Here is a 20,933-nt window from a genome sequence, read left to right as displayed (position 1 = left end):
ACGATGACCGCTACAACCCCATGCGCCCTCGACACGCTGGTCCTGGCCCCGACGGCCAGACCCGGCCGGCGCGGCTTCACCCTGATAGAACTGATGGTTACGGTCGCGATCGTCGCCATTCTCGCGGCGATCGCGATTCCGAACTACCTGCGCTACGCCCAGCGTAGCCGGCGGTCCGACGCCTACGCGGCGTTTTCCCTGGACCAGGGGATACTGGAGCGCTGCTACGCGCAGACGTTCGACTACAGCAAGGTCAACTCCACGTCGCCGCCGGCCGGCTGCAACGCCCTGCCGGCTACCTCGCCAGGGGGGTTCTACGCGATCGCCCTGGCCGCAGGCACGTCCGGCGCGCTGTCCACTTCGTACAAGCTCACCGCAAGCCCCGCGTCGGGATCGCCGCAGGCGCGGGATACCACCTGCGCATCGATCAGCGTGACCAGCGAAAACGTCAAATCGGCGTCCGACGCCGGCGGCAACGATCAGACCGCCACCTGCTGGCAACAATAGCCACGGGGCGGACAAGCCCCGGCGCCCGCCGGACGGGCCCTCCGGCTGTCATCTGGCGCAGCAGGCCCTGCGGGCGAGCGCTACTCGGGCTCCTTGGGCACCTCGCCATAGCCCACGGCCTGCAGTTCCTCGCGTGCGGTCAGGGCCGAGAGCGCCAGCGTCATGCCGGGGCGGATGTCGGAGGTGACGAAGTTCTGGTGGCCCAGCGCCTGCCCGCAGACCACCATCGACACGTTGGCCTGGCGGAGTTGCTTGATGACGTCGGCGTTGGGGTTGGGGTGGCCGAACTTCTCCTGGTAGGCCTCGTCGGACAGGGCCAGGTCCACGCCCTTGCCGTAGAACAGCACGACCAGGTGCACCTTGTCGTCCGGCACGCCGGCGAGCGCGTAGAGGTTGAGCAGCTTGGCGGCGGTGTGGAGGCGCGCGTTGACGCCGCCGCGTTCGCGGCCGTCGCCGTCCACGTCCACATACAGGCGATGGTCGGTGGTGGTCGAGGGCATCAGTGCGTGCGGACCCACCGGCAGCACGCCGCCGGCGGCTTGGATGCGTGGGTAAGCCAGGCGCGGGTCCGGCGTCGGACTGCGGTTGGCCAGCACCACGGCGATGGCGCAAGCGGCCAGCAGGAACAGCGCGGTACCGCTCCACAGCAATACCTTGCGAGCGGGTGACGTTGCGAGCTCATCAGACATGGCGGTGGCTTTGCTGTAGGACATTTCGACCTCCATTCGAACGGTTGCCTGCGAAAGGCGCCCGTCCAGTGTAGGAAAGGTATGTGAAGCACCGGACAAGGCTGGCGGCCGCGGCTGGCCGGTAGGACGCCAGGTGCATGGCTGACGTCTCCCTCAGCGTGCGGGCTGCGAGCCGAGCAGGTGGCCGTTGACGCGCCGGCCGTAGAGCGACATGGGGGTATCGTGAAAGGCCTTGCGGGTGGCGGCGAGGTCGCCGGTGTAGCGGGGATCCTGCGGGCGCTCGTGGGCGTCCATGAACATCGCCACGTCCCAGGCGTCCTGGTCGCTCAGCATGCCGCCGCGCCCCAGCGGCATGTTGGCCTTGATGAAGGCGGTGGCCTTGTCCAGCTCGTGCATGCCGGCCCCCCAGTTGAACGAGTCCTTGCCCCACAGCGGCGGGAACACGTAGCGGCCGGCGACCTGCTGGCCCTGGCCGTCGGCGCCGTGGCAGAGCGCGCAGTCGCGGTCGAACACGGCCTGGCCGCGGGCGTAGTCGGGCGCCTTGGCCGGCGCGGGCACGCGCGGATAACCGGCGCCCGGGAGCTTCACGCCCAGCGGCGCGCCCTGCGCCATCCAGTAGGAATAGGTTTCCAGCGCCACGATCACCTTGTCGTCCAGCGGCGGCGCCTTGCCGTTCATGCTGTACATGAAGCAGCCCTGCAGGCGCTCGCCGTAGCTGTTCACGTGTCCGTTCTTCTTGCGGTACTGCGGGTACATGCCGTAGGCGCCCCACAGCGGCGAGGAGCCGGCCAGCCGACCGGCGTCCAAGTGGCAGTTGGCGCAGTCCAAGCCGTTGCCCACGTAGGCGGGCGCGTTCTGGCGGGTGTGCCGGAAGATCTCGCGGCCCAGGCGCACCATGTCGCCATAGGGGCCCGGCGGGATCGCCGACTCCGGCGGCGGCACGAAGGCGGGCTGGCGCCCCTCGGCGGCTGGCCGCGCATCGGCGGCACGGGCCAGCGGCAGCCAATGGCCGACGCCGGCGCCGAGCGCAGCCAGGGCGAGCAGGGCAAGGGCCGGCAGGCGCGTCATGGGGTGTCGCCGCGCGTGGCTGGTTGTGCGGCGAACCACTGCGCCACGGCGGCGATGTCCTGCGCACTCAGCGCACGGCTCAGGTGCCGCATCAGCTCCAGCGGATCGTTGCGGCGCTCGCCCCGTTGCCAGGCCGTGAGCTGCGCCGCGATGTAGGCGGCCGGTTGTGCGGCCAGCGGCGGGAAATGCGCGCCCACGCCGATGCCTCCGGGGCCGTGGCACTGCTCGCAGGCGGGTACGCGGTCGGTCCACCGGCCGCGCATGGCGAGCATCGCTCCGGGTCCGTCCGCCGGAAGCTTCGGCGCCGCGGGCGGACGGGGTGCCGGCAGCTGCGCGTAGTACCCCGCCACCGCGGCGCGCTCGTCCGCCGACAGCGCGCGCGCGATCGGCTGCATCACGGCATGCAGCCGCGTGCCGGCAGCGTAGTCGGCCAGTTGCTTGCGCAGGTAAGCGGCATCCAGCCCGGCCAGCCGCGGGAATCCCGCAGCCGCCTGGCCGCCGCCGTCGGCGCCATGGCACGACTGGCACGCCGGCACGCCGTGGCCGTTGCCCTGGCTGGCCAGCGCCTGTGCCGTCGTGGCGTGCGCCACCAAAGGACACGCCAGCACGGACCAAGCGGTCACCGCCAGACGCCTCATGCCTCTGCTGCACATCGCAAGTTCGTCCCCTGGAACACCGGGCTCGACAAATAGCGAACGCGACGTGGACGAAACGTCAGGAGCGTCCTGACTTCGCGCTGACAGCCGCCTTGCCGGACGAGCAGCGATTGCCGCCCCCGCGCCCTGGCGGCCTATTCTTGCGCCGCGTCGTAGACGCTGGCCAGCACCGCGGCGGCGGCCGCGTAGAGCAGCACCGGCACGTCGTCGCGCAGGCGCAGGGTAGCCAGGATCGAGGCGACCTGGGGGTCGTGGTGCAGCGACAGGCCCAGCGCGCGGGCGCGGGCCAGCAATAGCTCCAGCGCCTCGGGCGGCAGCGGGGCGGTCCTGGTTTCGGGGCCGGCCAGGCGCAGGGTGACGCGGCGCTGCGGCGCAGGAAGGCCGGGGTTCACGCGGTGGCCTTCAACAGCAGCGCGCTGGCCTGGCCGTGGCCCTGCGGCAGGCCGGTCTGGCAGCTCAGCTGGTCCAATTGCAGGCCGCTGGCCGCAAGGCGCTGGCGCAGCGGGGTGAACTGGCGTTCGAGCCGCTCGGTAGTCGCGCTGCGCTCGGCCCACAGGCGCACGTTCAGGCGCAGGTCGCGCAGTTGCAGCTCGCCCTGCACCGGGCCCAGCGCGGGCAGGTCGAGGGCGAAGCCCAGGGTCCAGGTGTGGCCGCCGGCCTCCGTGTCCTGGCCATGTTCGAGGTGGATCTGCAGCACGTCGCGGCCGTGCGCGCCCTGTAGGGGAATCTCGATCATCCACGCCTGTGCCGCGGCGGCGTCGAGCTGGGCGATTTCGATCCGGGCGAGCGCGGCATGGACGTCGCCGCGCAGGCGGGCGAGCAACTGGCCGACGTCATCCTCGGTCGGCGCTTCGGCCAACGGCAGGGGCAGGGGAGCGCGCGGCTGCGCCTGCAGGCCGCGCTGGCGCAGCGGCGGCGGCGTGTCGGCGCCGCTGGCCGGCACGTGGGCAGGCAGGCGCGGCTGGCGGTCGAGCAGGGCCGCCAGGCGCAGCAGCACGCCCTTGAAGTCCTCCTCGCCGAGCGGCAGCGGGTTGGCGCGCGGCTGGGCCAGCTCGGATTCCAGGAACAGGCCGCTGCGCGCGATCGCTTCACGCAAGCCGTCGGCGCGGGTGAGGTCCTGCGGCGTGCGCACGCCCTGGTCCAGCAACGCCAGCGCGGCACGCACCTCCGGCGGCAACTGGCGCACCACCGGGCGCTGCGCCAGTGCGCCCAGCGTGGCCAGCAGGGGCGCATAGCCGTTCTGCTGCGGCAGGCGTTCGCGCAGGGCGCGCTGTACCAGTGGATCGGCGCCCGCGCCGGCGATGATCTCCAGCAATGGTGGGTTGCCCATGGCGAGCACGCGCACCTGGAACTGCGAGGGCAGCGGAATGCCCAGCGGATCGGCTTCCACCGTGAGCGCGCCGATCTGCAGCACCATCCGGCCCTGCTCGCCCATGCCCAGCGGGCGCGCGGACAGCATGGCGCCCACGCGCCAGCTTTCCGCGGCGGTGCCGGAGGCGGCACCCGCCCAGGTCATCGCGGCGAGGCTGGTGGGTTGGATGATCACGCGCTCTCCTGCCTGCCGGCCGGGAAGGGCCGGTTCCGTGCAGTCGGTAAAGGCATCGGCCGGGCGGACGATAACTTGAATGCGGCGGCCATGCGCGGATGGCGGGCCATCGCTGAAACCGGCTAAAGCCCCCCGGCATCGCGCCGATAAAGCCCTACGCAGGGGCCGGTACGTAGCGGAGGCAAGCATGGGCAGCAAACGAGAACACGGCGCGCCGGCCACGGTCGAGATCGGCCTGCCGGCGGACTGCCGCATGGCGGCACAGACGGCATTGCTGGGCGATCTGCTCGGTGCGCTGGACGCACCGGCGACCCGGATCGACGGCCGCGCGGTCGAACGCGTGGATACCGCGGCGCTGCAATTGCTGACGCTGTTCCGCCGCGAGGCGCTCGCGCGCGGTTGCGCGGTGAGCTGGCGCGGCGCCAGCGCGACCTTGTGCGAGGCGGCGGACACGCTGGGCCTGGTCAAGGCATTGGATCTTCCGGCAGCGATGCCGGCGTAACGCAAACGAGGAAAGACGATGGCAAAGATTCTTGCGGTGGACGATTCGGCTTCGATGCGCGGCATGGTGGCCTACACCCTGCGCGGGGCCGGCCACGAAGTGACCGAGGCGGAGAACGGCCAGCTCGCGCTGGACGCGGCTTCGGCCAATGGCTTCGACCTGGTGCTGGCCGACGTCAACATGCCGGTGATGGACGGCATCAGCATGGTGCGCGAACTGCGCACGCGGCCCAACTACAAGGGCGTGCCGATCCTGATGCTGACCACCGAGTCGCACACGGACAAGAAGATGGAAGGCAAGGCCGCCGGCGCCACCGGCTGGCTGGTCAAGCCGTTCGACCCGGAGCAGCTGCTGGCCACCGTCAAGCGCGTGCTCGGCTGATCCGAAGAGCAGAGAGAGTAGGCGATGAGCACGGGCGGCCTGGCGCAGTTCCAACAAGTCTTCATCGAGGAGAGCCTGGAAGGGCTCGACACGATGGAATCCTCGCTGCTCGCGCTGGACGAGGGCGGCGACGGGGAGCTGGTGCACACCATCTTCCGCGCGGCCCATTCAATCAAGGGCGGCGCGGCCACCTTCGGCTTCCCGGAGATGGCCTCCTTCACCCATGAGGCCGAGTCGCTGCTGGACGAGGTGCGCGGCGGCAAGCGCGCCATCGACAAGCCGATCATCGAGCTGCTGCTGCGCTCGGTGGACTGCCTGCGCGGCATGTTCGACCGCGCCAAGGCCGGGGCGCCGCTCAACGACGCCACCTCCGACGGCGTGCGCGGCGAGTTGGCGGCGATGATGGGGCGGGCCGCGCCCGCGCCTGCCGCGCAGGGGCGCCGCGCCAGCGACCAGGCCGAGGCCTGGATCATCCGCTTCCATCCGCACGCGGGCATGCTCGCCGGCGGCAACGATCCGCTGCGCCTGATCCGCGAACTGGCCGGGCTGGGCGAGCTGGTGGTCGAGGCCGACCTGTCGCGCCTGCCGACGCTGGCCAAACTCGATCCGGCGCAATGCCACCTGGGCTGGTCGATCGAATTGAAGGCGCCGGTCCGGCGCGAAGACATCGCAGCGGTATTCGACTGGGTCGAGGACGAGTGCGACCTGGCCATCGAACCCAGGCCCAGCGCCGTGGTGACGCCAGCCGCACCGCCGGCGCCGGCCAGCATCGCCGAGGCGGCCGCGCGCGGCACGCGCGAGGCCAATGCCGAATCGAGCTCGGTGCGCGTGGCGATCGACAAGATCGACGGCCTGATCAACCTGGTAGGCGAGCTGGTCATCACCCAGGCCATGCTCGACACCTTCCGCGAGGAGTTCGACCCCTCGCGCGTGGCGCTGCTGCAACAGGGGCTGACCCAGCTGGCACGCCATGCGCGCGAGCTGCAGGAAAGCGTGATGGGCATCCGCATGCTGCCGATCGCCTCGGTGTTCAATCGCTTCCCGCGGCTGGTGCGCGACCTGAGCCAGAAGCTCGGCAAGCAGGTGAAGCTCGAACTGCACGGCGAGCAGACCGAGCTGGACAAGACGGTGCTGGAGAAGATCGGCGACCCGATGGTGCACCTGGTGCGCAACGCCATCGACCACGGCCTGGAGTCGCCCCAGAAGCGCCGCGCCGCCGGCAAGAACGAGACCGGCACGCTCAAGCTGGACGCCTTCCACCGCGGCGGCACCATCGTGGTGGAGGTGTCCGACGACGGCGCCGGCCTCAACCGCGACGCGATCGTGCGCAAGGCGATCGAGCGCGGGCTGGTCAAGAGCGGCGAGGGCATGAGCGACGAGGCGGTGGCCGAGCTGATCTTCCAGCCGGGCTTCTCCACCGCGGCGGTCACCACCGACGTTTCCGGCCGCGGCGTGGGCATGGACGTGGTCCGCCGCAACGTGGCCAACCTCGGCGGCACGGTGACCATCCGCAGCAAGGCCGGGCAGGGCAGCGTGTTCACCATCACCCTGCCGCTCACGCTCGCGATCATCGACGGCCTCACCGCCGCGGTGGGCGAGGAGCGCTACATCGTGCCGCTGGTGTCCATCGTCGAGAGCGTGCAGCCGAAGGCCGACGCCCTCAGGACGATGCCCGGCGGCGGCGAGCTGTTCCGCTTCCGCGGCGAATACCTGCCGCTGCTGCGCCTGCATCAGCTGTTTGGCTGCGCCGGTGCCCGGCAGGCGATCGAGGATGGCCTGCTGATCGTGGTCGAGGGCGACGGCGGCCGCGTGGGACTGTTCGTCGACGGGCTGGTCGGCCAGCAGCAGGCGGTGGTCAAGTCGCTGGAAGCCAATTACCGACGCGTACAGGGCGTCTCCGGCGCGACCATCCTGGCCGACGGCTCGGTGGCGCTGATCGTGGACGTGGCCGGCGCGACCCGCCTGGCCCGCCGCAGCAAGGCGGCCTGAGCCGCCTTGGCGTGACCGCGGACCGGCTGCCTTCGGCAGGCCGGCGCCCGGCGATACACGATGCGCCATGAAGGCGAGTCGGCCGTGGCCATCGCCGCCCCCTTCCGCCAGCGCGCGGCCGGTGGCCAGCAACGCGGCTCGACGGCGGTGAGCAAGGCGGCGCAGCAGATCGCCAAGGGCAACGACGGTCTTTCCCGGCCAGGAGCATTTCGCTGGTCGAGGAGGCTTGCGCCGCGGCGCGGTGCGGGACTTCCGTCTCGGCGGCGCGGCCTGCGCCACGGGCGGCCGAGGCATCCCGGGCGCCGCCCCGGACGGTTTCCGCGCGCCTCGCCGTGGCCATGGCCCCCGACAGGGCGCAGGAGCGCCCGGGGGCGCCGGCGTGGTCCGGGTCGGTCCCGCCCGGGACGGGCTCACGGCTCAAGTTCCGGCCCGGGACGCCGACATCCTTGAACGAAGAGGACGCGTCCGAGGCGTCCGCCATCCCAGGTAACAGCTCCCATGCACGAAGAAACCAACGCCACGCTCGCGGTGCAGCAACTGACCATCAGGCTGGGCGCCGAGGAGTACGGGATCGACATCCTCGCGGTGCGCGAGATCCGCGGCTGGACGCCGGTGACCCGCATTCCGCAGGCGCCTTCCTACGTGTTGGGCGTGCTCAACCTGCGCGGCGCGATCGTGCCGGTGCTGGACCTGCGCCTGCGCTTCGGACTGCCGCGCGAGGAGTACACCGCGACCACGGTGACGGTCGTGGTGACCGTGGCCGGCCGACTGTTCGGCGTGGTCGTGGATGCGGTCTCCGACGTGCTGGACGTGGAAGCGGACCAGATTCGCCCGGTGCCGGACATGGGCACCACCGTAGATACCGAATACCTCAAGGGACTGACCGCCCTCGGCGAGCGCATGGTGCTCCTGCTCGACGTGGACAAGCTGTTGCAGCCGCAGGACGCGCAGATGCTGGAAGCCGCCTTGCCCGCGGCCGTCGACGTTAAAGCCGTGGCCTGACAGGACCGACCGATGAAACTCCCGAAAGTGAAGTTCAAGATTCCCGCACTGACCTTGCGCAACCGGCTTCGGCTGGTACTGGGCATGCTGATGGCCATGCTCGTTGCCGGCGCCATCATCGGTATCGGCTCGATGCAGATGCAGAACAAGGGCATGGCCGCGATGTACGAGCAGGAGATCCTGCCGGCGCAGACGGCGGCCGTGATGCGCTCGACGTCGCTGATGCAGTTCATCGTCCTGGGCGAGGCCGCTTCGCACGTGGACAACCCCGCCCTGCTCCAGCAGAAGATCGCCGAGCACGGGACCTACGAGAAGTCCTTCGCCGATGCGAAGAAGAAGTTCGAGGCCTTCCCCAAGAGCGAAAAGGTCGCCGCGCAGTACAAGAAGTACATGGCCGAAGAGTCGGACTACGTGGCCGCGATGAAGGACATGTCCGATGCTCTCGCCCAGCACGACGCCGGCGCACGTGATGTGCTGGAAATGGAAGTGCGGCCCCTGATGCTCATGCGCCTGGACGTGCTGAGCAAGCTGATCGAGATGCAGGGTGAGGAGGCGCGGGACACCTATCAGGCCCAGGTGGCACGCTTCGGGATCATCCGAGCGATCAGCATCGGCGCGCTTGCCGCCGGCCTGCTGATCGCCGTCCTCATGGCGCTCTCGCTCAGCCGTTCGATCATCAGCACGCTCACCTACGCCGGCCGCATCGCCCGCGAGATCGCCCAAGGCAAGCTCGGTCACGCCATCGAGGTCAAGCGCAACGACGAGCTGGGCCAGTTGCTGGAAGCCTTCCGCACCATGGACGAGCGCCTCTCGGCGATCGTCGGCGAGGTCCGCCACGGTTCCGGCGCGGTGAGCACCGCCGCCCAGCAGATCGCCCGCGGCAACGACGATCTGTCCCAGCGTACGCAGGAGCAGGCCTCCAGCCTGGAGGAAACCGCTTCCTCGATGGAGGAGATGACCTCCACCGTCAAGCAGAACGCCGAGAACGCCAGCCACGCCAACCAGCTGGCCCGCGGCGCCCGCGAACAGGCCGAGCGCGGCGGCGAGGTGGCCTCGCAGGCGGTGGTGGCGATGAAGGAGATCAACGCCTCCAGCCGCAAGATTTCCGACATCGTCAGCCTGATCGACGAGATCGCCTTCCAGACCAACCTGCTTTCGCTGAACGCGGCCGTGGAAGCGGCACGCGCAGGCGAGCAGGGTCGCGGCTTCGCGGTGGTCGCCACCGAGGTGCGCAACCTGGCGCAGCGCTCGGCCGGCGCGGCCAAGGAGATCAAGGCGCTGATCAACGACAGCGCGGAAAAGGTGCGCACCGGCTCGGAGCTGGTCGACCAGTCGGGCAAGGCGCTCGCCGAGATCGTCGACAGCGTCAAGAAGGTCACCGACATCGTCGCCGAGATCGCCGCAGCCAGCCAGGAACAGTCCGCCGGCATCGACCAGGTCAACAACGCCGTCTCGCAGATGGACGAGATGACCCAGCAGAACGCCGCGCTGGTCGAGGAAGCCGCCGCCGCCGCCCGCGCCATGCAGGAGCAGGCCGGCGAGCTGGCCCGCCAGGTGGCGTTCTTCAGGCTCGAGGGCGACGCGGCGCCGGCCGCTCCCGCTCCGGCGCAGGCCCGTTCGACGGTGGTGGCCGAGGCCGAGGCGGTGTTCGCCGCGGTGCGCAACACCACGCCATTGCGGGCGCGCGCGGCCGAGCCGGTCGCCGCGGTGGCCGACGCGGGCGCCTGGAAAGAGTTCTGAGCATGAGCGCGGTCGCCGACCAGGACAGTGTGGCCGGCCTCGCCGGCCCGGTGCTCGGCGACGGCGACTTCCAGTTCCTGCGCGGTTTCGTCTATGAGCACTGCGGCATCGCGCTCAGCGAGCAGAAGCGCCAGCTGGTGCAGGGGCGTCTGGTGCGGCGCCTGCGCGCGCTGGGCATGAAGAGCTTCGGCGCCTATTGCGAGCTGCTGCGCAGCGATCCGGACAGCGAGCTGGGCGAACTGGCCAGCGCGATCAGCACCAACGTCACGGCGTTCTTCCGCGAGGTGCATCACTTCGAGGCGCTGGCCAGCGAGCTGCTGCCGCGCTGGCTGGAGCAGAAGCGCCGCGAGGGCGACCGCCTGCGTATCTGGTCGGCCGGCTGCTCCAGCGGTGAGGAGCCCTACTCGCTGGCCATGGTCCTGGCCGAGGCGCTGGAACGCTGCGGCCGCAGCGTGGACGCCAAGATCCTCGCCACCGACCTCTCGCCTGCGGCGCTGGCCACGGCCCGGAAAGGCGTCTACCCGCTCGAGCGCATCGAGGGAGTCAGCGAGGAGCGGCGCCGGCGGTGGTTCCTGCGCGGCGAAGGCGAGTACGCGGGCCTGGCCTGCGTGCATCCGCGCTTGCGCGAGCTGACCACCATCCTGCCGCTCAACCTGCTGCACGAGTGGCCGATGCAGGGACCGTTCGACGCGATCTTCTGCCGCAACGTGATCATCTATTTCGACCAGCCGACCAAGCAGAAGCTGTTCCAGCGCTTCGCCCGGCTGCTGCCCGCGGGTGGCCCGCTGTTCCTGGGCCATTCCGAATCCATGCACGGTCTCTCCGACGAGTTCGAACTGATCGGCCGCACCATCTACCGGAAAAAGACCGCATGACCCAGGTTGTCGCGAGCCTGCCCTTCCGCCAGGCCATCGCACCCGCCTTACCCGGTTTCGAGCATCTGCGCAGGTTCTGGGATCCGACCCACCAATGCGTGACCGCCAAGGTGCTTCCCGGCGAGTACTACGTGAGCACGCAGGAGGAGATGATCTCCACCGTGCTCGGTTCCTGCATCGCCGCCTGCATCCGCGACAAGCGCCGGCGCGTAGGCGGCATGAATCACTTCATGCTGCCCGAGCCGGTCGGCGAGCGCGATGGCTGGTCGGCCGCGATCGGCCGCGCCGCGCGCTACGGCTCCGACGCGATGGAGCAGCTGATCAACGCCATCCTCAAGGCCGGCGGCCAGCGCCAGGACCTGGAGGTGAAAGTGTTCGGCGGCGGCCGCGTGCTGGCGCAGATGACCGACATCGGCCGGCGCAACATCGAGTTCGTCGAGCGCTACCTGGCCACCGAGAAGCTGGACGTGGCGGCCTCGGACCTGGGCGACGTGTACCCGCGCCAGGTCCAGTTCTTTCCCGCCAGCGGCAAGGTGCGCGTGCGCCAGCTGCGCGGCACGCGCGATGCGGCGCTGGTCGACGGCGAACGGTACTACCTCAAGCGTTTGGCAAACGATCCGATAAAGGGAGAGGTGGAGCTGTTCTAGAGCGCGTCCTGCTCCCCGGCGTCATTCCCGCGAAAGCGGGAATCCACTTCGCCTTGTGCATCAGGGCAAGAGATTCCCGCTTTTGCGGGAATGACGACCGGGCGGGCCGCGAGCAGCCCATCCCCGAATCCGAGAGAAGCAAGAAATGACGAGCGTGCGCGTTCTGGTAATCGACGATTCCGCACTGGTGCGCAAGCTCCTGTCGACCATGCTCGCCTCCGATCCGGGCATCGAGGTGGTCGGCACCGCGCCGGATCCGCTGATCGCACGCGACAAGATCAAGCAGTTGAATCCCGACGTGCTCACGCTGGACGTCGAGATGCCGCGCATGGACGGGCTGACCTTTCTGGAAAACCTGATGCGGCTGCGGCCGATGCCGGTGGTGATGGTGTCCTCGCTGACCGAGCAGGGCGCCGACGTCACTCTGCGCGCGCTGGAACTGGGCGCGGTGGATTTCTTCACCAAGCCCTCCAGCGACCTGGCCAGCACCTTCGCCGACAGCGCGCACGACATCTGCGCCAAGGTGAAGGCCGCGGCGCGCTCCCGGCCGCGCTCGCGCACGGCCGTGCGCAAGCTGGACGTGGCACCGCGGCTGTCGGCCGACGCCGTGCTGCCGCTGTCGCAGTCGGCCGGCACACGCGGTGGCAGCCCGATCATCGCCATCGGCGCCTCCACCGGCGGCACCGAGGCCATCCGCGTGGTGCTCGAAGCCATGCCGCCGGACGCGCCACCCATCGTGATCACCCAGCACATCCCGGCGGCTTTCAGCGGGCCGTTCGCCGTACGCATGGACAGCTGCTCGGCCATGCGCGTATGCGAGGCGCGCGACGGCCAGCCGATCCAGCAGGGGCATGCCTACATCGCGCCCGGCGGCCAGCACCTGCTGGTGATGTGGGACGGCGCCAGGCACGTCTGCCGCCTGCACGACGGCCCGCCGGTGAACCGCCACAAGCCCAGCGTGGACGTGCTGTTCCGCTCGATGGCGGCGAGCGTGGGCAAGGCCACCATCGCCGCGCTGCTGACCGGCATGGGCGACGACGGCGCGCGCGGCCTGCTGGAACTTTCCCAGGCCGGCGCCGCCACCCTGGTGCAGGACGAGGATTCCTCGGTGGTGTGGGGCATGCCCGGCGCCGCCTTCAAGCTCGGCGCGGCCCGCGAGGCGCTGCCGCTGGACCAGATCGCCGCGCGCCTGCTCAGGCTCGCGCGCCAACCCATCGACAGCGCGTTGCGCGTCGCCCTATGAACCGCGGAAGAGTTCCATGAACGCCATCCTTTCCTTCTTCCACACCCGCCACCTGATCGGCTTCTCGGCCAGCGCCGCGGCGCTGCTGGTCAGCCTGCTGTGGCATCCCGCCTGGCTGCCGCCCGTGCTGGTGATCGCGCTGGCCGCCGCCTGGATCGTGGAGGCCCGCCGCACCGCGGCGCAGGCCGCGGCCGAAGTGCCCGTCGAGGCCGACAGCACGCCTGTGCGCGAAGCGATGGAGGACGTGCGCAGCGCGCTGGTCGACGAACTGGGCCACGCCACCCGCGAGCTGCACCAGGGGCTGGACCTGCTGCGCGACGCGGTGCTGGAGCTGGGCGGCGGCTTCGACGGCCTGTCGCAGAAGACCGGCCTGCAGCAGTCGCTGCTCAAGCAGATCATCGACGTGCAGAACGGCGGCGTGTCGGTGCAGGACTTCGCCGCGCGCACCGGCGACCTGCTCGAGCACTTCGTCGGCATGATCGTGCAGATGTCGCGCGAGAGCCTGCGCATCGTCTACCGCATCGACGGCATGGCCAAGGAAATGGACGCGGTGTTCGGCCTGCTGAAGAACGTCAACACCATCGCCGAGGAGACCAACCTGCTGGCGCTCAACGCCTCGATCGAGGCGGCGCGCGCGGGCGAGTCGGGCCGCGGCTTCGCGGTGGTCGCCGGCGAGATCCGCAACCTGGCCAGCAACTCCAACCAGTTCAACGAGCAGATCGGCAGCCACGTCGAGCGCGCCCGCGCCGCGATGGAGCAGCTGCGCGGCCTGGTCGGCACCATGGCTTCCCAGGACCTGAACGTTGCGCTGTCGGCCAAGGGCGGCATCGACGCGATGATGGCCCACGTCACCGAGTCCGACGCGCGCACCAACGCGGTCGCCGACCAGGTGGTCGAGATCAACCGCGGCCTGGGTTCGGACGTGTCCACCACGATCCGCTCGCTGCAGTTCGAGGACATCCTGAGCCAGCTGCTGCAGCAGACGCGCACGCGCCTGGTCGAGCTGCAGGAAATCACCGCCGATTGCACCCGCGACATCGAGGAGCTGGCCTGCAGCCGGATCGACGCCGAGGCGCTGGAAGCCCGCGCACAGCGCGTACGCGCCCGCCTGGCGGTCCAGCGCGAAAAGGCCCGCCTGCGCTCGCGCGGTCCGGCGCTGCAGAGTTCGATGGACGCCGGCGAGATCGAACTGTTCTAGCAAGCCACCTGGAGCACCGCTCCCGGGAGCGTCAATCCCGCGAGCGCGCGAATCCGTTTCGACCTTCGGCGCCAAGCAAGATGGATTCCCGCTTTCGCGGGATTGACGGCAGAGAAAGCTCCGCCAATTCGAGGCAACCCATGAGCATCAACGTCCACCACGACAGCGACACCGATTGCCTGACCCTGCACCTGGGCGAGCACTTCGACTTCAGCATGCACCGCGACTTCCACGACGCCTGCCTGGCCTCGGGCCTCAAGGCGCGCAGCTACGTGATCGACCTGGGCGAAGTGACCCGCATGGACAGCTCCGCGCTGGGCATGCTGCTGCTGCTGCGCGAGCACGCCGGCGCCGACCACGCCGAGATCCGCATCGTCAACGCCCGCGACGAGCTGCGTGGCACGCTGCGCGTGGCCGGCTTCGACAAGCTGTTCGTGCTGCACTGACCAACGCTTTTCCTCCCCGTCCCGGCGGGGGGAGAGGAAGCAGGGAAGGGTCATCCCAACCGGCGCGCGATGCCGTAGAACACCAGATTGCCCAGCCCGGTCGCGACCGCCAGCACGGCCACCAGGCCGGGCGTCAGGTCCTGCCATCCGAAGGCCTGGATCAGCGCGAAGCCCAGGCCCAGCGCGACCAGCACCACGCCCCAGTGCAGCGAGGCATGCCGCCGCCGCAGCTCCTCGCTCTGCAGCACCGAGCGCACCAGCTCTTCCGAGCCGCCGACGCTGACCATCTTCTGCCGCACCCGCGCATCGACGATGACCTTGATCGCGTAGGTGATGCAGATGAACAGCGTGATGGGGATGAGATCGCCGAGATTCATGGTTCCTGCTCCAGTGTGGACGGGTTTGGCACAAGAGAGACGGCCGGCCCCGGTACGGTTGCAGCCGAAGGCACTTGCAACCGTTTGCCCTGCGCGCGTATCCCAGCTGCGATGGATACGCGCCCACCCAATCCGGACCGCGAGCTGGTCGATGCCGTACTGCGCGGCGCGTCCGGCGCATTCGAGCGCCTGGTGCGCGACTACCAGGGCCTGTGCTGGCACATCATCTACCGCATGGTGCGCCACCCCGAGGATGCCAGGGAGCTGTGCCAGGAAACCTTCCTGCGCGTGCACCAGTGCCTGCACCAGTACCGCTACGAAAGCGCATTGAAGTCGTGGATCGGGCAGGTGGCCTACTCGATCGCGCTGCGCCATCTGCAGCGCAAACGGATCCCGCTGCTGGAGCCTGCCGCCGACGAAGGCGCGGCCTCGCCGGTGGAGAACGTAGGCGACGACTTCGATCTGGAGCAGGCCTTCGGCGACGCGCAGATCGCGCGCCGCCTGCATGCCGCGGTCGATGCGCTGCCACCGGTGCAGCGCACCGTGCTCACGCTCTACCATCTGGAGGAGGCCAGCATCCCGGAGATCGCAGCGATCACCGGCATGGCCTCCGGCACCATCAAGAGTCATCTGTTCCGCGCGCGCCTGCGCCTTCGCGAGATGCTCGAAGGCCGGCTGGGAGTTGCCGTATGAACCACGAACGTCCTTTTTCGCCACCTGTCGATGAAAACGAGTGGGCCACACAGGAGCGTGCCCTGGCCGACGAGCGCGCCGGCGTGGCCTCGCCCGCCGGCGACCCCCGGGTACGCAGCTATCGCTTGCTGGCGCACGTGCTGGCGCAGCCGCCTGAGGCGCAGCTGCCGCCCGATTTCGCCCGCCGCATGGCGCAACGCGTGCAGCCGCCCGCACGAGCGGCCGACAACCGCCTGGAAACCTGGCTGTTCGGACTGCTTGCGCTGGCCGGGCTGGTGTCCGCCGCGATCTACGGCAACGCCTGGCTGCCTTCGCTGGATCAGGGCGCGACCGGCGCGCTGCTGGCCAAGCCATGGCTATGGGCGCTCGTGGCCTGCCTCGGGTTCTCGCGCCTGTCGCGCCACTGGCTGCAGCACCACCAGGCTCGTTAGCAGGCCGGTAGCGCCGGTGGCGGCCTTGCCCCGCATCCCAGGGGAGGTTGGCCGCGGCCCGGCTAGAGGCGCCGCTCATGCGCCTAGCCCAGAGGTCATGCACGCGCTCTTGTCGCATCGGGGCTATCGTGGGCGCCTGTTTGGCCTGGAGTACTCAAATGCAAGCGATGCGATGGATGGTGACGGCCGCACTGCTGTGCGGCTCGGCGGTGAGCGCGGGTGCGTTCGCGGCGGCGGCGCAGCAGGGCAAGGCGCCGCTGGGCGTGGATCTGAAGGGCATGGACCGTTCGGTGCAGCCGGGCGACGACTTCGACAATTACGCCAACGGCAACTGGCGCAAGAACGCCGTGATCCCGGCCGACCGGGCCAGCACGGGCATCTTCCTGGAGGTGTTCCAAAAGGCCGAGAAGCGCAATGCGCAGATCATCCGCGATGCCGGCGCCGGCCATCCGGCCGCGGGCAGCAATGCGCGCAAGATCGCCGATTACTACGCCGCCTTCATGAACGAAGCGGCGATCGAGAAGGCCGGCCTCGCCCCGCTCAAGCCCGAGCTGGACAAGATCGATGCGATCAAGACCCGCACCGACCTCTCGCGCGTGCTCGGCGGCCAGCTGCGTGCCGACGTCGATCCGGTCAATGCGACCCACTGGGATACCGAGCACCTGTTCGGTCTGTTCGTGACGCAGGGCCTGGAAGATCCCTCGCACAATATCGCCTACCTGCTGCAGGGCGGCCTGGGCATGCCCAACCGCGACTACTACCTGAAGAACGACGCGGAAATGGCCGGCTTCCGCGACAAGTACAAGGCCTACGTCGCCGCCACCCTGCAGCGCGCCGGCGTGGCCGATGCCCAGGCCAAGGCGGGCGCGGTCATGGCCCTGGAAACGAAGATCGCTAACGCGCAGGAAAGCCTGGTCGAGAGCGAGGACGTGCACAAGGCGAACAACCCGTGGCCTGCCAGCGCCTATGCGCAGAAGGCGCCCGGCATCGACTGGAACGCGTTCTTCGAGGCCGCCGGCCTGGCCGGGCAGCCGGTGGTCGACGCCTGGCAGCCGCAGGGCATCAAGGGTCTTTCGGCGCTGGTCGCCAGCGAGCCGCTGGACACCTGGAAGGCCTACCTCGCCTTCCACACCATCAACGAGAGCGCCGGCCTGCTGCCCAAGGCCTACGCCGACGCCAGCTTCGAGTTCTACGGCCACACCCTGCAGGGCACGCCCAAGCAGCGCGACCGCTGGAAGCGCGCGATCGGCGCGGTCAACAACGACCTGGGCGACGCGGTCGGCCAGATCTACGTGAAGAAGTACTTCCCCGCCTCGTCCAAGGCGCAAGTGCAGGACATGGTCAAGAACATCCTGGCCGCCTTCGACGAACGCGTGGACTCGCTCGACTGGATGACCCCGGCCACCAAGCAGAAGGCCAAGGCCAAGATCGAGACGCTCAAGGTCGGCGTGGGCTATCCGGAAACCTGGCGTGATTACAGCGCGCTCGAGATCCGCCCGGACGACGCGCTGGGCAACCACCTGCGCGCGGTCGAACAGGAATACCGCCACCAGAAGGCCAAGCTGGGCCAGAGCGTGGACCGCGGCGAATGGTGGATGACGCCGCAGACGGTCAACGCGGTGAACCTGCCGCTGCAGAACGCGCTCAACTTCCCGGCGGCGATCCTGGAGGCTCCGTTCTTCGATCCGAAGGCCGACGCAGCCGCGAACTACGGCTCGATCGGCGCGGTGATCGGCCACGAGATCAGCCACAGCTTCGACAACACCGGCGCCGAGTTCGACGCGCAGGGCCGCCTGGCCAACTGGTGGACGCCGCAGGACCTGGCCCATTTCAAGGCGGCCGGCCAGAAGCTGGTCGAGCAATACGACGCCTACGAGCCGTTGCCCGGCCTGCACATCAACGGCCAGCAGACCCTGGGCGAGAACATCGCGGACGTATCGGGCCTCACCGCCGCATGGATCGCCTACCACAAGTCGCTGGGCGGCAAGGACGCGCCGGTGATCGACGGCATGACCGGCGACCAGCGGTTCTTCCTGGCCTTCGCGCAGTCCTGGCGCACCAAGACGCGCGATGCGGCGCTGCGCCAGCAGGTGATCACCGACGGCCACGCGCCGGGTCGCTACCGCGCGCAGACGGTGCGCAACATCGACGCCTGGTACAAGGCCTTCGATCCGAAGCCGGGCCAGAAGCTCTACCTCGATCCGAAGGACCGGGTGCATATCTGGTAAGCACGCAGAGCGCGGTACCGGGCCTCCCCCGTGTTTGCGGGGGAAGGTTCGGTGTGCGGTTGGGCGGCGCTGTACCCCCCGCCCAACAAAAAAGGCCCCGTTCGGGGCCTTTTTGCTGGGCAGTGCATCCGGTCCGATGCTTACCAGGTACGCACGTCCGCCACGCCGGCGGTGAAACTCTGCATGTCGGACGAATAACGGAACAGGCGGCCCAGGTCGAAGTCGACCGACTGGCCGGGGCCGATGTTGGCGGTGCCGGCCGGCCAGCCCTTCTTGCTCACCAGCACGTTGCCGCTGGCGTCCTTGGCCTCGATCGTGACCTGCGCGGCGGCAGCCTCGGCGCAATGGTTGACCAGCTGGCCCTTCAGGCTCAGGCGGCCGCCGTTGGCGGCGATCTTGAAGTCCTGCACCGCAAAGTCGGTAGGCGAGCAGGCGGCGTGGGCGGCCATCGGCGCGAGCAGGAACAGGGCGGAGGCGAGCAGGATTTTCATGGCGGATTCCGTTGCGTTAGGGAGTCGATAGGAGGCGACACCCTGGGAATCGGCCGGTTGCGGGAATCCTTTAGGCCGTCGTATCGCCGCCGGCCGGATCGGTTCCGGCGTGCTCCAGGAACCACAGTCCGGCGAACAGCTTGGGGTCCACCGAATAGCCTTCGGCCGCGCGGGCGAACAGCCAGGCGCCGGCCTCCCGGCGCGGAACCTCGTGGACCACGATGTTCTCGGTCTCGTCGCCGCCGCCTGGCCCCACCCGCACCAGACCATGGGCTCGCACGAAGGCGATCATCTCCGTGCTCATGCCCGAGGACGATGGCCCCTCGTGGATGAATTCCACCCGCTCGCAGCGGTAGCCGGTTTCCTCCTCCAGCTCGCGCGCTGCGGCCAGCAGCGCGCTCTCGTCGGGCTGGTCGCCCAGATCCCCGACCAGCCCGGCCGGCATCTCGATGGTGTTCTTGAGGATCGACACGCGGTACTGCTCGACGAACAGCACCCGGTCTTCCGGTGTCACCGCCACGATGATGACCGCGCCGCCTGGATTGTTGCGTTCGGCGTACTCCCAGCGGCCGCGCTTGCGCAGGGTGAGCCAGCGGCCCTCGCAGAGGGTTTCGACGGGGGCGTGGGCGTCGGGCGGAAGCGGGGAGGCGTTCGGGTCCATCCACCCATGGTGCCGTGCCCTGCCGCGGCGCTCAACCGCCCGCCAGCACCGCCCGCAGCCGGCTGCGCGTCAGCGGGCCGAAGCGCAACTGCTCGCACAGCGCGTCCAGGTCACCCTTGCCCGTGCCGCGGCGCAGGGCATCGGCGGCGGGCGCCACCGGGGCGTCCAGCGCGATCCGGGTCAGCCGGCGGTACAGCAGGGCCAGCTCGGCGTGCTCGCGCAGCCGCGCGGCGCAGGCGGCGGCACCGCGGATGCGCAGGAAGGCCACCTCCTCGACCCGCTCCAGCAGCACGTCCAGGCTGCCGAAGTGGGCGAGCAGGCTGGCGGCGGTCTTGGCGCCGATGCCCGGCACGCCGGGGATGTTGTCCACCGCGTCGCCGCATAGGGCCAGGTAGTCGGCCACCTGATGCGGGTGCACGCCGAGTTTCTCGTGCACGCCGGCCGGTCCCCAGCGATGGTTGCGGGCGAAGTCCCATTGTTCGTCGTGCTCGCCCAGGAGCTGGCCGAAATCCTTGTCGGCCGAGACGATCACGCTGGCCAGGCCGTGCCCGCGCAGGCTCCACAGCGCGCTGCCGATCAGGTCGTCGGCCTCGTAGCTGTGGTCGATCAGCACGCTGACGCCCAGCGCCTCGGTGATCGCCCGACAGAGCACGAACTGGCGTTCCAGCTCCGGCGGCGGCAGTTCGCGGTTGGCCTTGTAAGCCGGGTAGATCGCGTTGCGGAAGGAGCTGGTGAGCGAGGCGTCGAAGGCCACGGCCACGTGCTCGGCGCGGGTCTTTTCCAGCAGCTCGCACAGGAAGCGGGCGAAGCCGTGCACCGCGTTGACCGGGTGTCCGTCGGCGTCGTGGAACGCGTCCGGCATCGAGTGCCAGGCGCGGAACACGTACAGGCTGCCGTCGACCAGATGGACGGCGGATGCGCCAGGGTCCATCCGGGTCACGGCGTCCATGTGGAAAGCAGATCGTCCAGCGTGGGGCGGTCACGGTCGGGCACCTCGATCTGCGGCGTGCCGATGTGCACGAAGCCCACCACCTGCTCGTTGGCCGCCAGGCCAAGCAGCGCGGCCACTTCGGCGTCGTAGGCGGCCCAGCCGGTCAGCCACTGCGCGCCGTAGCCCATCGCGTGCGCGCCCAGCAGCAGGTTATAGGCCACGCAGGCGGCGGTGTTCACCTGCTCCACCGGCGGCACCTTGCTGTCTTCGGTCAGGCGCGCGACCACCACCAGCACCAGCGGCGCGAAGGCATAGCGCGTGCGCTCCTTCTCGCGCTTGGCCTCCGAAAGCTCCGGATCGCGGCGGATCGCACGCTCCGCCAGCCGCTCGCCGAAGGCGAGCTTGGCCGCCCCGCGCAGTTCGATCAGCCGGAACGGCACCCGCTTGCCGTGATCGGGCACCCGGATGGCGGCCTCCAGCAGCGCGCGCAGCGATGCCCCTTCCGGGGCCGGCGCGCCGAGCTGGCGCGAAGGGATGGAATGGCGTTCCAGCAACAGGGACAACGGATCGGACATGGGAGGACGCACGGGGAAAGCCGACATCCTACACAAGCCGGCCTCGCGCCCGCTCAA

General features: G+C 69.7%; 24 protein-coding genes. 14 read left to right on the top strand and 10 right to left on the bottom strand.

Translation table 11 applies throughout. From position 1 onward, the window contains the following. The first annotated feature begins 3 nt into the window (after nt 1-3). Nucleotides 4-507 (top strand): type IV pilin protein, encoded by a 504-nt coding sequence (locus tag VGU03_RS04125; RefSeq protein WP_327478863.1) that lies wholly within the window; start codon nt 4-6, stop codon nt 505-507. An 80-nt stretch (nt 508-587) separates the two neighbouring features. Here VGU03_RS04125 and VGU03_RS04120 read toward each other — a convergent pair whose 3' ends face one another. From VGU03_RS04120 to VGU03_RS04100, 5 genes are all read right to left on the bottom strand, one after another. After that, nucleotides 588-1,220 (bottom strand): DsrE family protein, encoded by a 633-nt coding sequence (locus tag VGU03_RS04120; protein ID WP_327478861.1) that lies wholly within the window; start codon nt 1,218-1,220, stop codon nt 588-590. A gap of 129 nt (nt 1,221-1,349) precedes the next feature. Then, nucleotides 1,350-2,264 (bottom strand): c-type cytochrome, encoded by a 915-nt coding sequence (locus VGU03_RS04115; RefSeq protein ID WP_327478859.1) that lies wholly within the window; start codon nt 2,262-2,264, stop codon nt 1,350-1,352. Then, complete coding sequence (locus VGU03_RS04110) at nt 2,261-2,902, bottom strand: c-type cytochrome (protein WP_327478857.1); 642 nt, start codon at nt 2,900-2,902, stop codon at nt 2,261-2,263. Before VGU03_RS04110 ends, VGU03_RS04115 begins: the two co-directional genes overlap by 4 nt. Before the next feature lie 152 nt (nt 2,903-3,054). Further along, entirely contained in the window at nt 3,055-3,312 is a 258-nt protein-coding gene (locus VGU03_RS04105; protein ID WP_327478855.1) for a flagellar biosynthesis protein, read from the bottom strand. Then, nucleotides 3,309-4,466 carry a flagellar hook-length control protein FliK gene (locus tag VGU03_RS04100; RefSeq protein ID WP_327478853.1) on the bottom strand — a complete coding sequence of 386 codons (1,158 nt, stop codon included), beginning with the start codon at nt 4,464-4,466 and terminating at the stop codon, nt 3,309-3,311. Before VGU03_RS04100 ends, VGU03_RS04105 begins: the two co-directional genes overlap by 4 nt. Nucleotides 4,467-4,653: 187 nt before the next feature. On the opposite strand from VGU03_RS04100, the gene VGU03_RS04095 reads away from it, so the two are divergent. The 10 genes from VGU03_RS04095 to VGU03_RS04050 all read left to right on the top strand — a co-directional run bounded on the left by VGU03_RS04095 (nt 4,654) and on the right by VGU03_RS04050 (nt 14,489). Beyond that, nucleotides 4,654-4,968, top strand: coding sequence for an STAS domain-containing protein (locus VGU03_RS04095; RefSeq protein ID WP_327478851.1), 315 nt, complete (start codon nt 4,654-4,656; stop codon nt 4,966-4,968). An 18-nt stretch (nt 4,969-4,986) separates the two neighbouring features. Further along, the gene (locus tag VGU03_RS04090) at nt 4,987-5,349 is read left to right on the top strand and encodes a response regulator (protein WP_327473095.1); all 363 of its coding nucleotides are present in this window, start codon (nt 4,987-4,989) and stop codon (nt 5,347-5,349) included. Nucleotides 5,350-5,373: 24 nt separating this feature from the next. Then, nucleotides 5,374-7,338: a chemotaxis protein CheA gene (locus tag VGU03_RS04085; protein ID WP_327478849.1), complete on the top strand. Its 1,965-nt coding sequence runs from the start codon at nt 5,374-5,376 to the stop codon at nt 7,336-7,338. Between the two features lie 498 nt (nt 7,339-7,836). Continuing rightward, complete coding sequence (locus VGU03_RS04080; protein WP_327478847.1) at nt 7,837-8,340, top strand: chemotaxis protein CheW; 504 nt, start codon at nt 7,837-7,839, stop codon at nt 8,338-8,340. Nucleotides 8,341-8,352: 12 nt separating this feature from the next. Next, nucleotides 8,353-10,080: a methyl-accepting chemotaxis protein gene (locus VGU03_RS04075; protein WP_327478845.1), complete on the top strand. Its 1,728-nt coding sequence runs from the start codon at nt 8,353-8,355 to the stop codon at nt 10,078-10,080. Between the two features lie 2 nt (nt 10,081-10,082). After that, nucleotides 10,083-10,955 carry a protein-glutamate O-methyltransferase gene (locus tag VGU03_RS04070; RefSeq protein WP_327478843.1) on the top strand — a complete coding sequence of 291 codons (873 nt, stop codon included), beginning with the start codon at nt 10,083-10,085 and terminating at the stop codon, nt 10,953-10,955. Next, entirely contained in the window at nt 10,952-11,602 is a 651-nt protein-coding gene (cheD, locus tag VGU03_RS04065; protein ID WP_327478841.1) for a chemoreceptor glutamine deamidase CheD, read from the top strand. Before VGU03_RS04070 ends, cheD begins: the two co-directional genes overlap by 4 nt. 145 nt (nt 11,603-11,747) lie before the next feature. Further along, a complete protein-coding gene (locus VGU03_RS04060) occupies nt 11,748-12,845 on the top strand; it encodes a chemotaxis response regulator protein-glutamate methylesterase (protein WP_327478840.1) in 1,098 nt (365 codons plus the stop codon). A 16-nt stretch (nt 12,846-12,861) separates the two neighbouring features. Then, nucleotides 12,862-14,043, top strand: coding sequence for a methyl-accepting chemotaxis protein (locus VGU03_RS04055; protein ID WP_327478839.1), 1,182 nt, complete (start codon nt 12,862-12,864; stop codon nt 14,041-14,043). A 146-nt stretch (nt 14,044-14,189) separates the two neighbouring features. Next, on the top strand, nt 14,190-14,489 hold the full coding sequence (locus VGU03_RS04050) for an STAS domain-containing protein (RefSeq protein ID WP_327479041.1): 300 nt from the start codon (nt 14,190-14,192) through the stop codon (nt 14,487-14,489). Between the two features lie 50 nt (nt 14,490-14,539). Here the strand turns inward: VGU03_RS04050 and VGU03_RS04045 are convergent, their stop codons facing one another. Beyond that, the gene (locus VGU03_RS04045) at nt 14,540-14,866 is read right to left on the bottom strand and encodes a hypothetical protein (protein WP_327473080.1); all 327 of its coding nucleotides are present in this window, start codon (nt 14,864-14,866) and stop codon (nt 14,540-14,542) included. 111 nt (nt 14,867-14,977) lie between these two features. On the opposite strand from VGU03_RS04045, the gene VGU03_RS04040 reads away from it, so the two are divergent. From VGU03_RS04040 to VGU03_RS04030, 3 genes are all read left to right on the top strand, one after another. Beyond that, nucleotides 14,978-15,559 carry a sigma-70 family RNA polymerase sigma factor gene (locus VGU03_RS04040; protein WP_327478837.1) on the top strand — a complete coding sequence of 194 codons (582 nt, stop codon included), beginning with the start codon at nt 14,978-14,980 and terminating at the stop codon, nt 15,557-15,559. Then, nucleotides 15,556-15,990 carry a hypothetical protein gene (locus tag VGU03_RS04035; RefSeq protein WP_327478836.1) on the top strand — a complete coding sequence of 145 codons (435 nt, stop codon included), beginning with the start codon at nt 15,556-15,558 and terminating at the stop codon, nt 15,988-15,990. The genes VGU03_RS04040 and VGU03_RS04035 overlap by 4 nt, the downstream gene beginning before the upstream one ends. 158 nt (nt 15,991-16,148) lie before the next feature. Then, nucleotides 16,149-18,218 (top strand): M13 family metallopeptidase, encoded by a 2,070-nt coding sequence (locus VGU03_RS04030; protein ID WP_327478834.1) that lies wholly within the window; start codon nt 16,149-16,151, stop codon nt 18,216-18,218. A gap of 140 nt (nt 18,219-18,358) precedes the next feature. Here the strand turns inward: VGU03_RS04030 and VGU03_RS04025 are convergent, their stop codons facing one another. The 4 genes from VGU03_RS04025 to VGU03_RS04010 all read right to left on the bottom strand — a co-directional run bounded on the left by VGU03_RS04025 (nt 18,359) and on the right by VGU03_RS04010 (nt 20,876). Continuing rightward, complete coding sequence (locus VGU03_RS04025) at nt 18,359-18,709, bottom strand: hypothetical protein (protein WP_327478833.1); 351 nt, start codon at nt 18,707-18,709, stop codon at nt 18,359-18,361. A gap of 70 nt (nt 18,710-18,779) precedes the next feature. Continuing rightward, on the bottom strand, nt 18,780-19,370 hold the full coding sequence (locus VGU03_RS04020) for an NUDIX hydrolase (protein WP_327478831.1): 591 nt from the start codon (nt 19,368-19,370) through the stop codon (nt 18,780-18,782). A gap of 31 nt (nt 19,371-19,401) precedes the next feature. After that, a complete protein-coding gene (locus VGU03_RS04015) occupies nt 19,402-20,319 on the bottom strand; it encodes a 5'-3' exonuclease (RefSeq protein ID WP_327478830.1) in 918 nt (305 codons plus the stop codon). Beyond that, nucleotides 20,307-20,876 carry a nitroreductase gene (locus VGU03_RS04010; protein WP_327478828.1) on the bottom strand — a complete coding sequence of 190 codons (570 nt, stop codon included), beginning with the start codon at nt 20,874-20,876 and terminating at the stop codon, nt 20,307-20,309. The genes VGU03_RS04015 and VGU03_RS04010 overlap by 13 nt, the downstream gene beginning before the upstream one ends. Nucleotides 20,877-20,933 lie beyond the last annotated feature (57 nt).

Source organism: Frateuria sp. (genome assembly GCF_035944355.1).
GTDB lineage: Bacteria > Pseudomonadota > Gammaproteobacteria > Xanthomonadales > Rhodanobacteraceae > Frateuria_A.
The sequence above is the reverse complement of the archived record's forward strand: the minus strand, read 5'-3'. Positions and strand labels throughout refer to the sequence as shown.

What these genes read in the sequence shown, in the direction of transcription:
- VGU03_RS04015 (WP_327478830.1), bottom strand. Translation starts at nt 20,319, where the DNA reads ATGGACGCCGTGACCCGGATGGACCCTGGCGCATCCGCCGTCCATCTG.
- VGU03_RS04035 (WP_327478836.1), top strand. Translation starts at nt 15,556, where the DNA reads ATGAACCACGAACGTCCTTTTTCGCCACCTGTCGATGAAAACGAGTGG.
- VGU03_RS04055 (WP_327478839.1), top strand. Translation starts at nt 12,862, where the DNA reads ATGAACGCCATCCTTTCCTTCTTCCACACCCGCCACCTGATCGGCTTC.
- VGU03_RS04110 (WP_327478857.1), bottom strand. Translation starts at nt 2,902, where the DNA reads ATGAGGCGTCTGGCGGTGACCGCTTGGTCCGTGCTGGCGTGTCCTTTG.
- VGU03_RS04025 (WP_327478833.1), bottom strand. Translation starts at nt 18,709, where the DNA reads ATGAAAATCCTGCTCGCCTCCGCCCTGTTCCTGCTCGCGCCGATGGCC.
- VGU03_RS04080 (WP_327478847.1), top strand. Translation starts at nt 7,837, where the DNA reads ATGCACGAAGAAACCAACGCCACGCTCGCGGTGCAGCAACTGACCATC.
- VGU03_RS04075 (WP_327478845.1), top strand. Translation starts at nt 8,353, where the DNA reads ATGAAACTCCCGAAAGTGAAGTTCAAGATTCCCGCACTGACCTTGCGC.
- cheD (WP_327478841.1), top strand. Translation starts at nt 10,952, where the DNA reads ATGACCCAGGTTGTCGCGAGCCTGCCCTTCCGCCAGGCCATCGCACCC.
- VGU03_RS04040 (WP_327478837.1), top strand. Translation starts at nt 14,978, where the DNA reads ATGGATACGCGCCCACCCAATCCGGACCGCGAGCTGGTCGATGCCGTA.
- VGU03_RS04060 (WP_327478840.1), top strand. Translation starts at nt 11,748, where the DNA reads ATGACGAGCGTGCGCGTTCTGGTAATCGACGATTCCGCACTGGTGCGC.
- VGU03_RS04095 (WP_327478851.1), top strand. Translation starts at nt 4,654, where the DNA reads ATGGGCAGCAAACGAGAACACGGCGCGCCGGCCACGGTCGAGATCGGC.
- VGU03_RS04125 (WP_327478863.1), top strand. Translation starts at nt 4, where the DNA reads ATGACCGCTACAACCCCATGCGCCCTCGACACGCTGGTCCTGGCCCCG.
- VGU03_RS04085 (WP_327478849.1), top strand. Translation starts at nt 5,374, where the DNA reads ATGAGCACGGGCGGCCTGGCGCAGTTCCAACAAGTCTTCATCGAGGAG.
- VGU03_RS04120 (WP_327478861.1), bottom strand. Translation starts at nt 1,220, where the DNA reads ATGTCCTACAGCAAAGCCACCGCCATGTCTGATGAGCTCGCAACGTCA.
- VGU03_RS04045 (WP_327473080.1), bottom strand. Translation starts at nt 14,866, where the DNA reads ATGAATCTCGGCGATCTCATCCCCATCACGCTGTTCATCTGCATCACC.
- VGU03_RS04090 (WP_327473095.1), top strand. Translation starts at nt 4,987, where the DNA reads ATGGCAAAGATTCTTGCGGTGGACGATTCGGCTTCGATGCGCGGCATG.
- VGU03_RS04020 (WP_327478831.1), bottom strand. Translation starts at nt 19,370, where the DNA reads ATGGACCCGAACGCCTCCCCGCTTCCGCCCGACGCCCACGCCCCCGTC.
- VGU03_RS04115 (WP_327478859.1), bottom strand. Translation starts at nt 2,264, where the DNA reads ATGACGCGCCTGCCGGCCCTTGCCCTGCTCGCCCTGGCTGCGCTCGGC.
- VGU03_RS04030 (WP_327478834.1), top strand. Translation starts at nt 16,149, where the DNA reads ATGCAAGCGATGCGATGGATGGTGACGGCCGCACTGCTGTGCGGCTCG.
- VGU03_RS04070 (WP_327478843.1), top strand. Translation starts at nt 10,083, where the DNA reads ATGAGCGCGGTCGCCGACCAGGACAGTGTGGCCGGCCTCGCCGGCCCG.
- VGU03_RS04010 (WP_327478828.1), bottom strand. Translation starts at nt 20,876, where the DNA reads ATGTCCGATCCGTTGTCCCTGTTGCTGGAACGCCATTCCATCCCTTCG.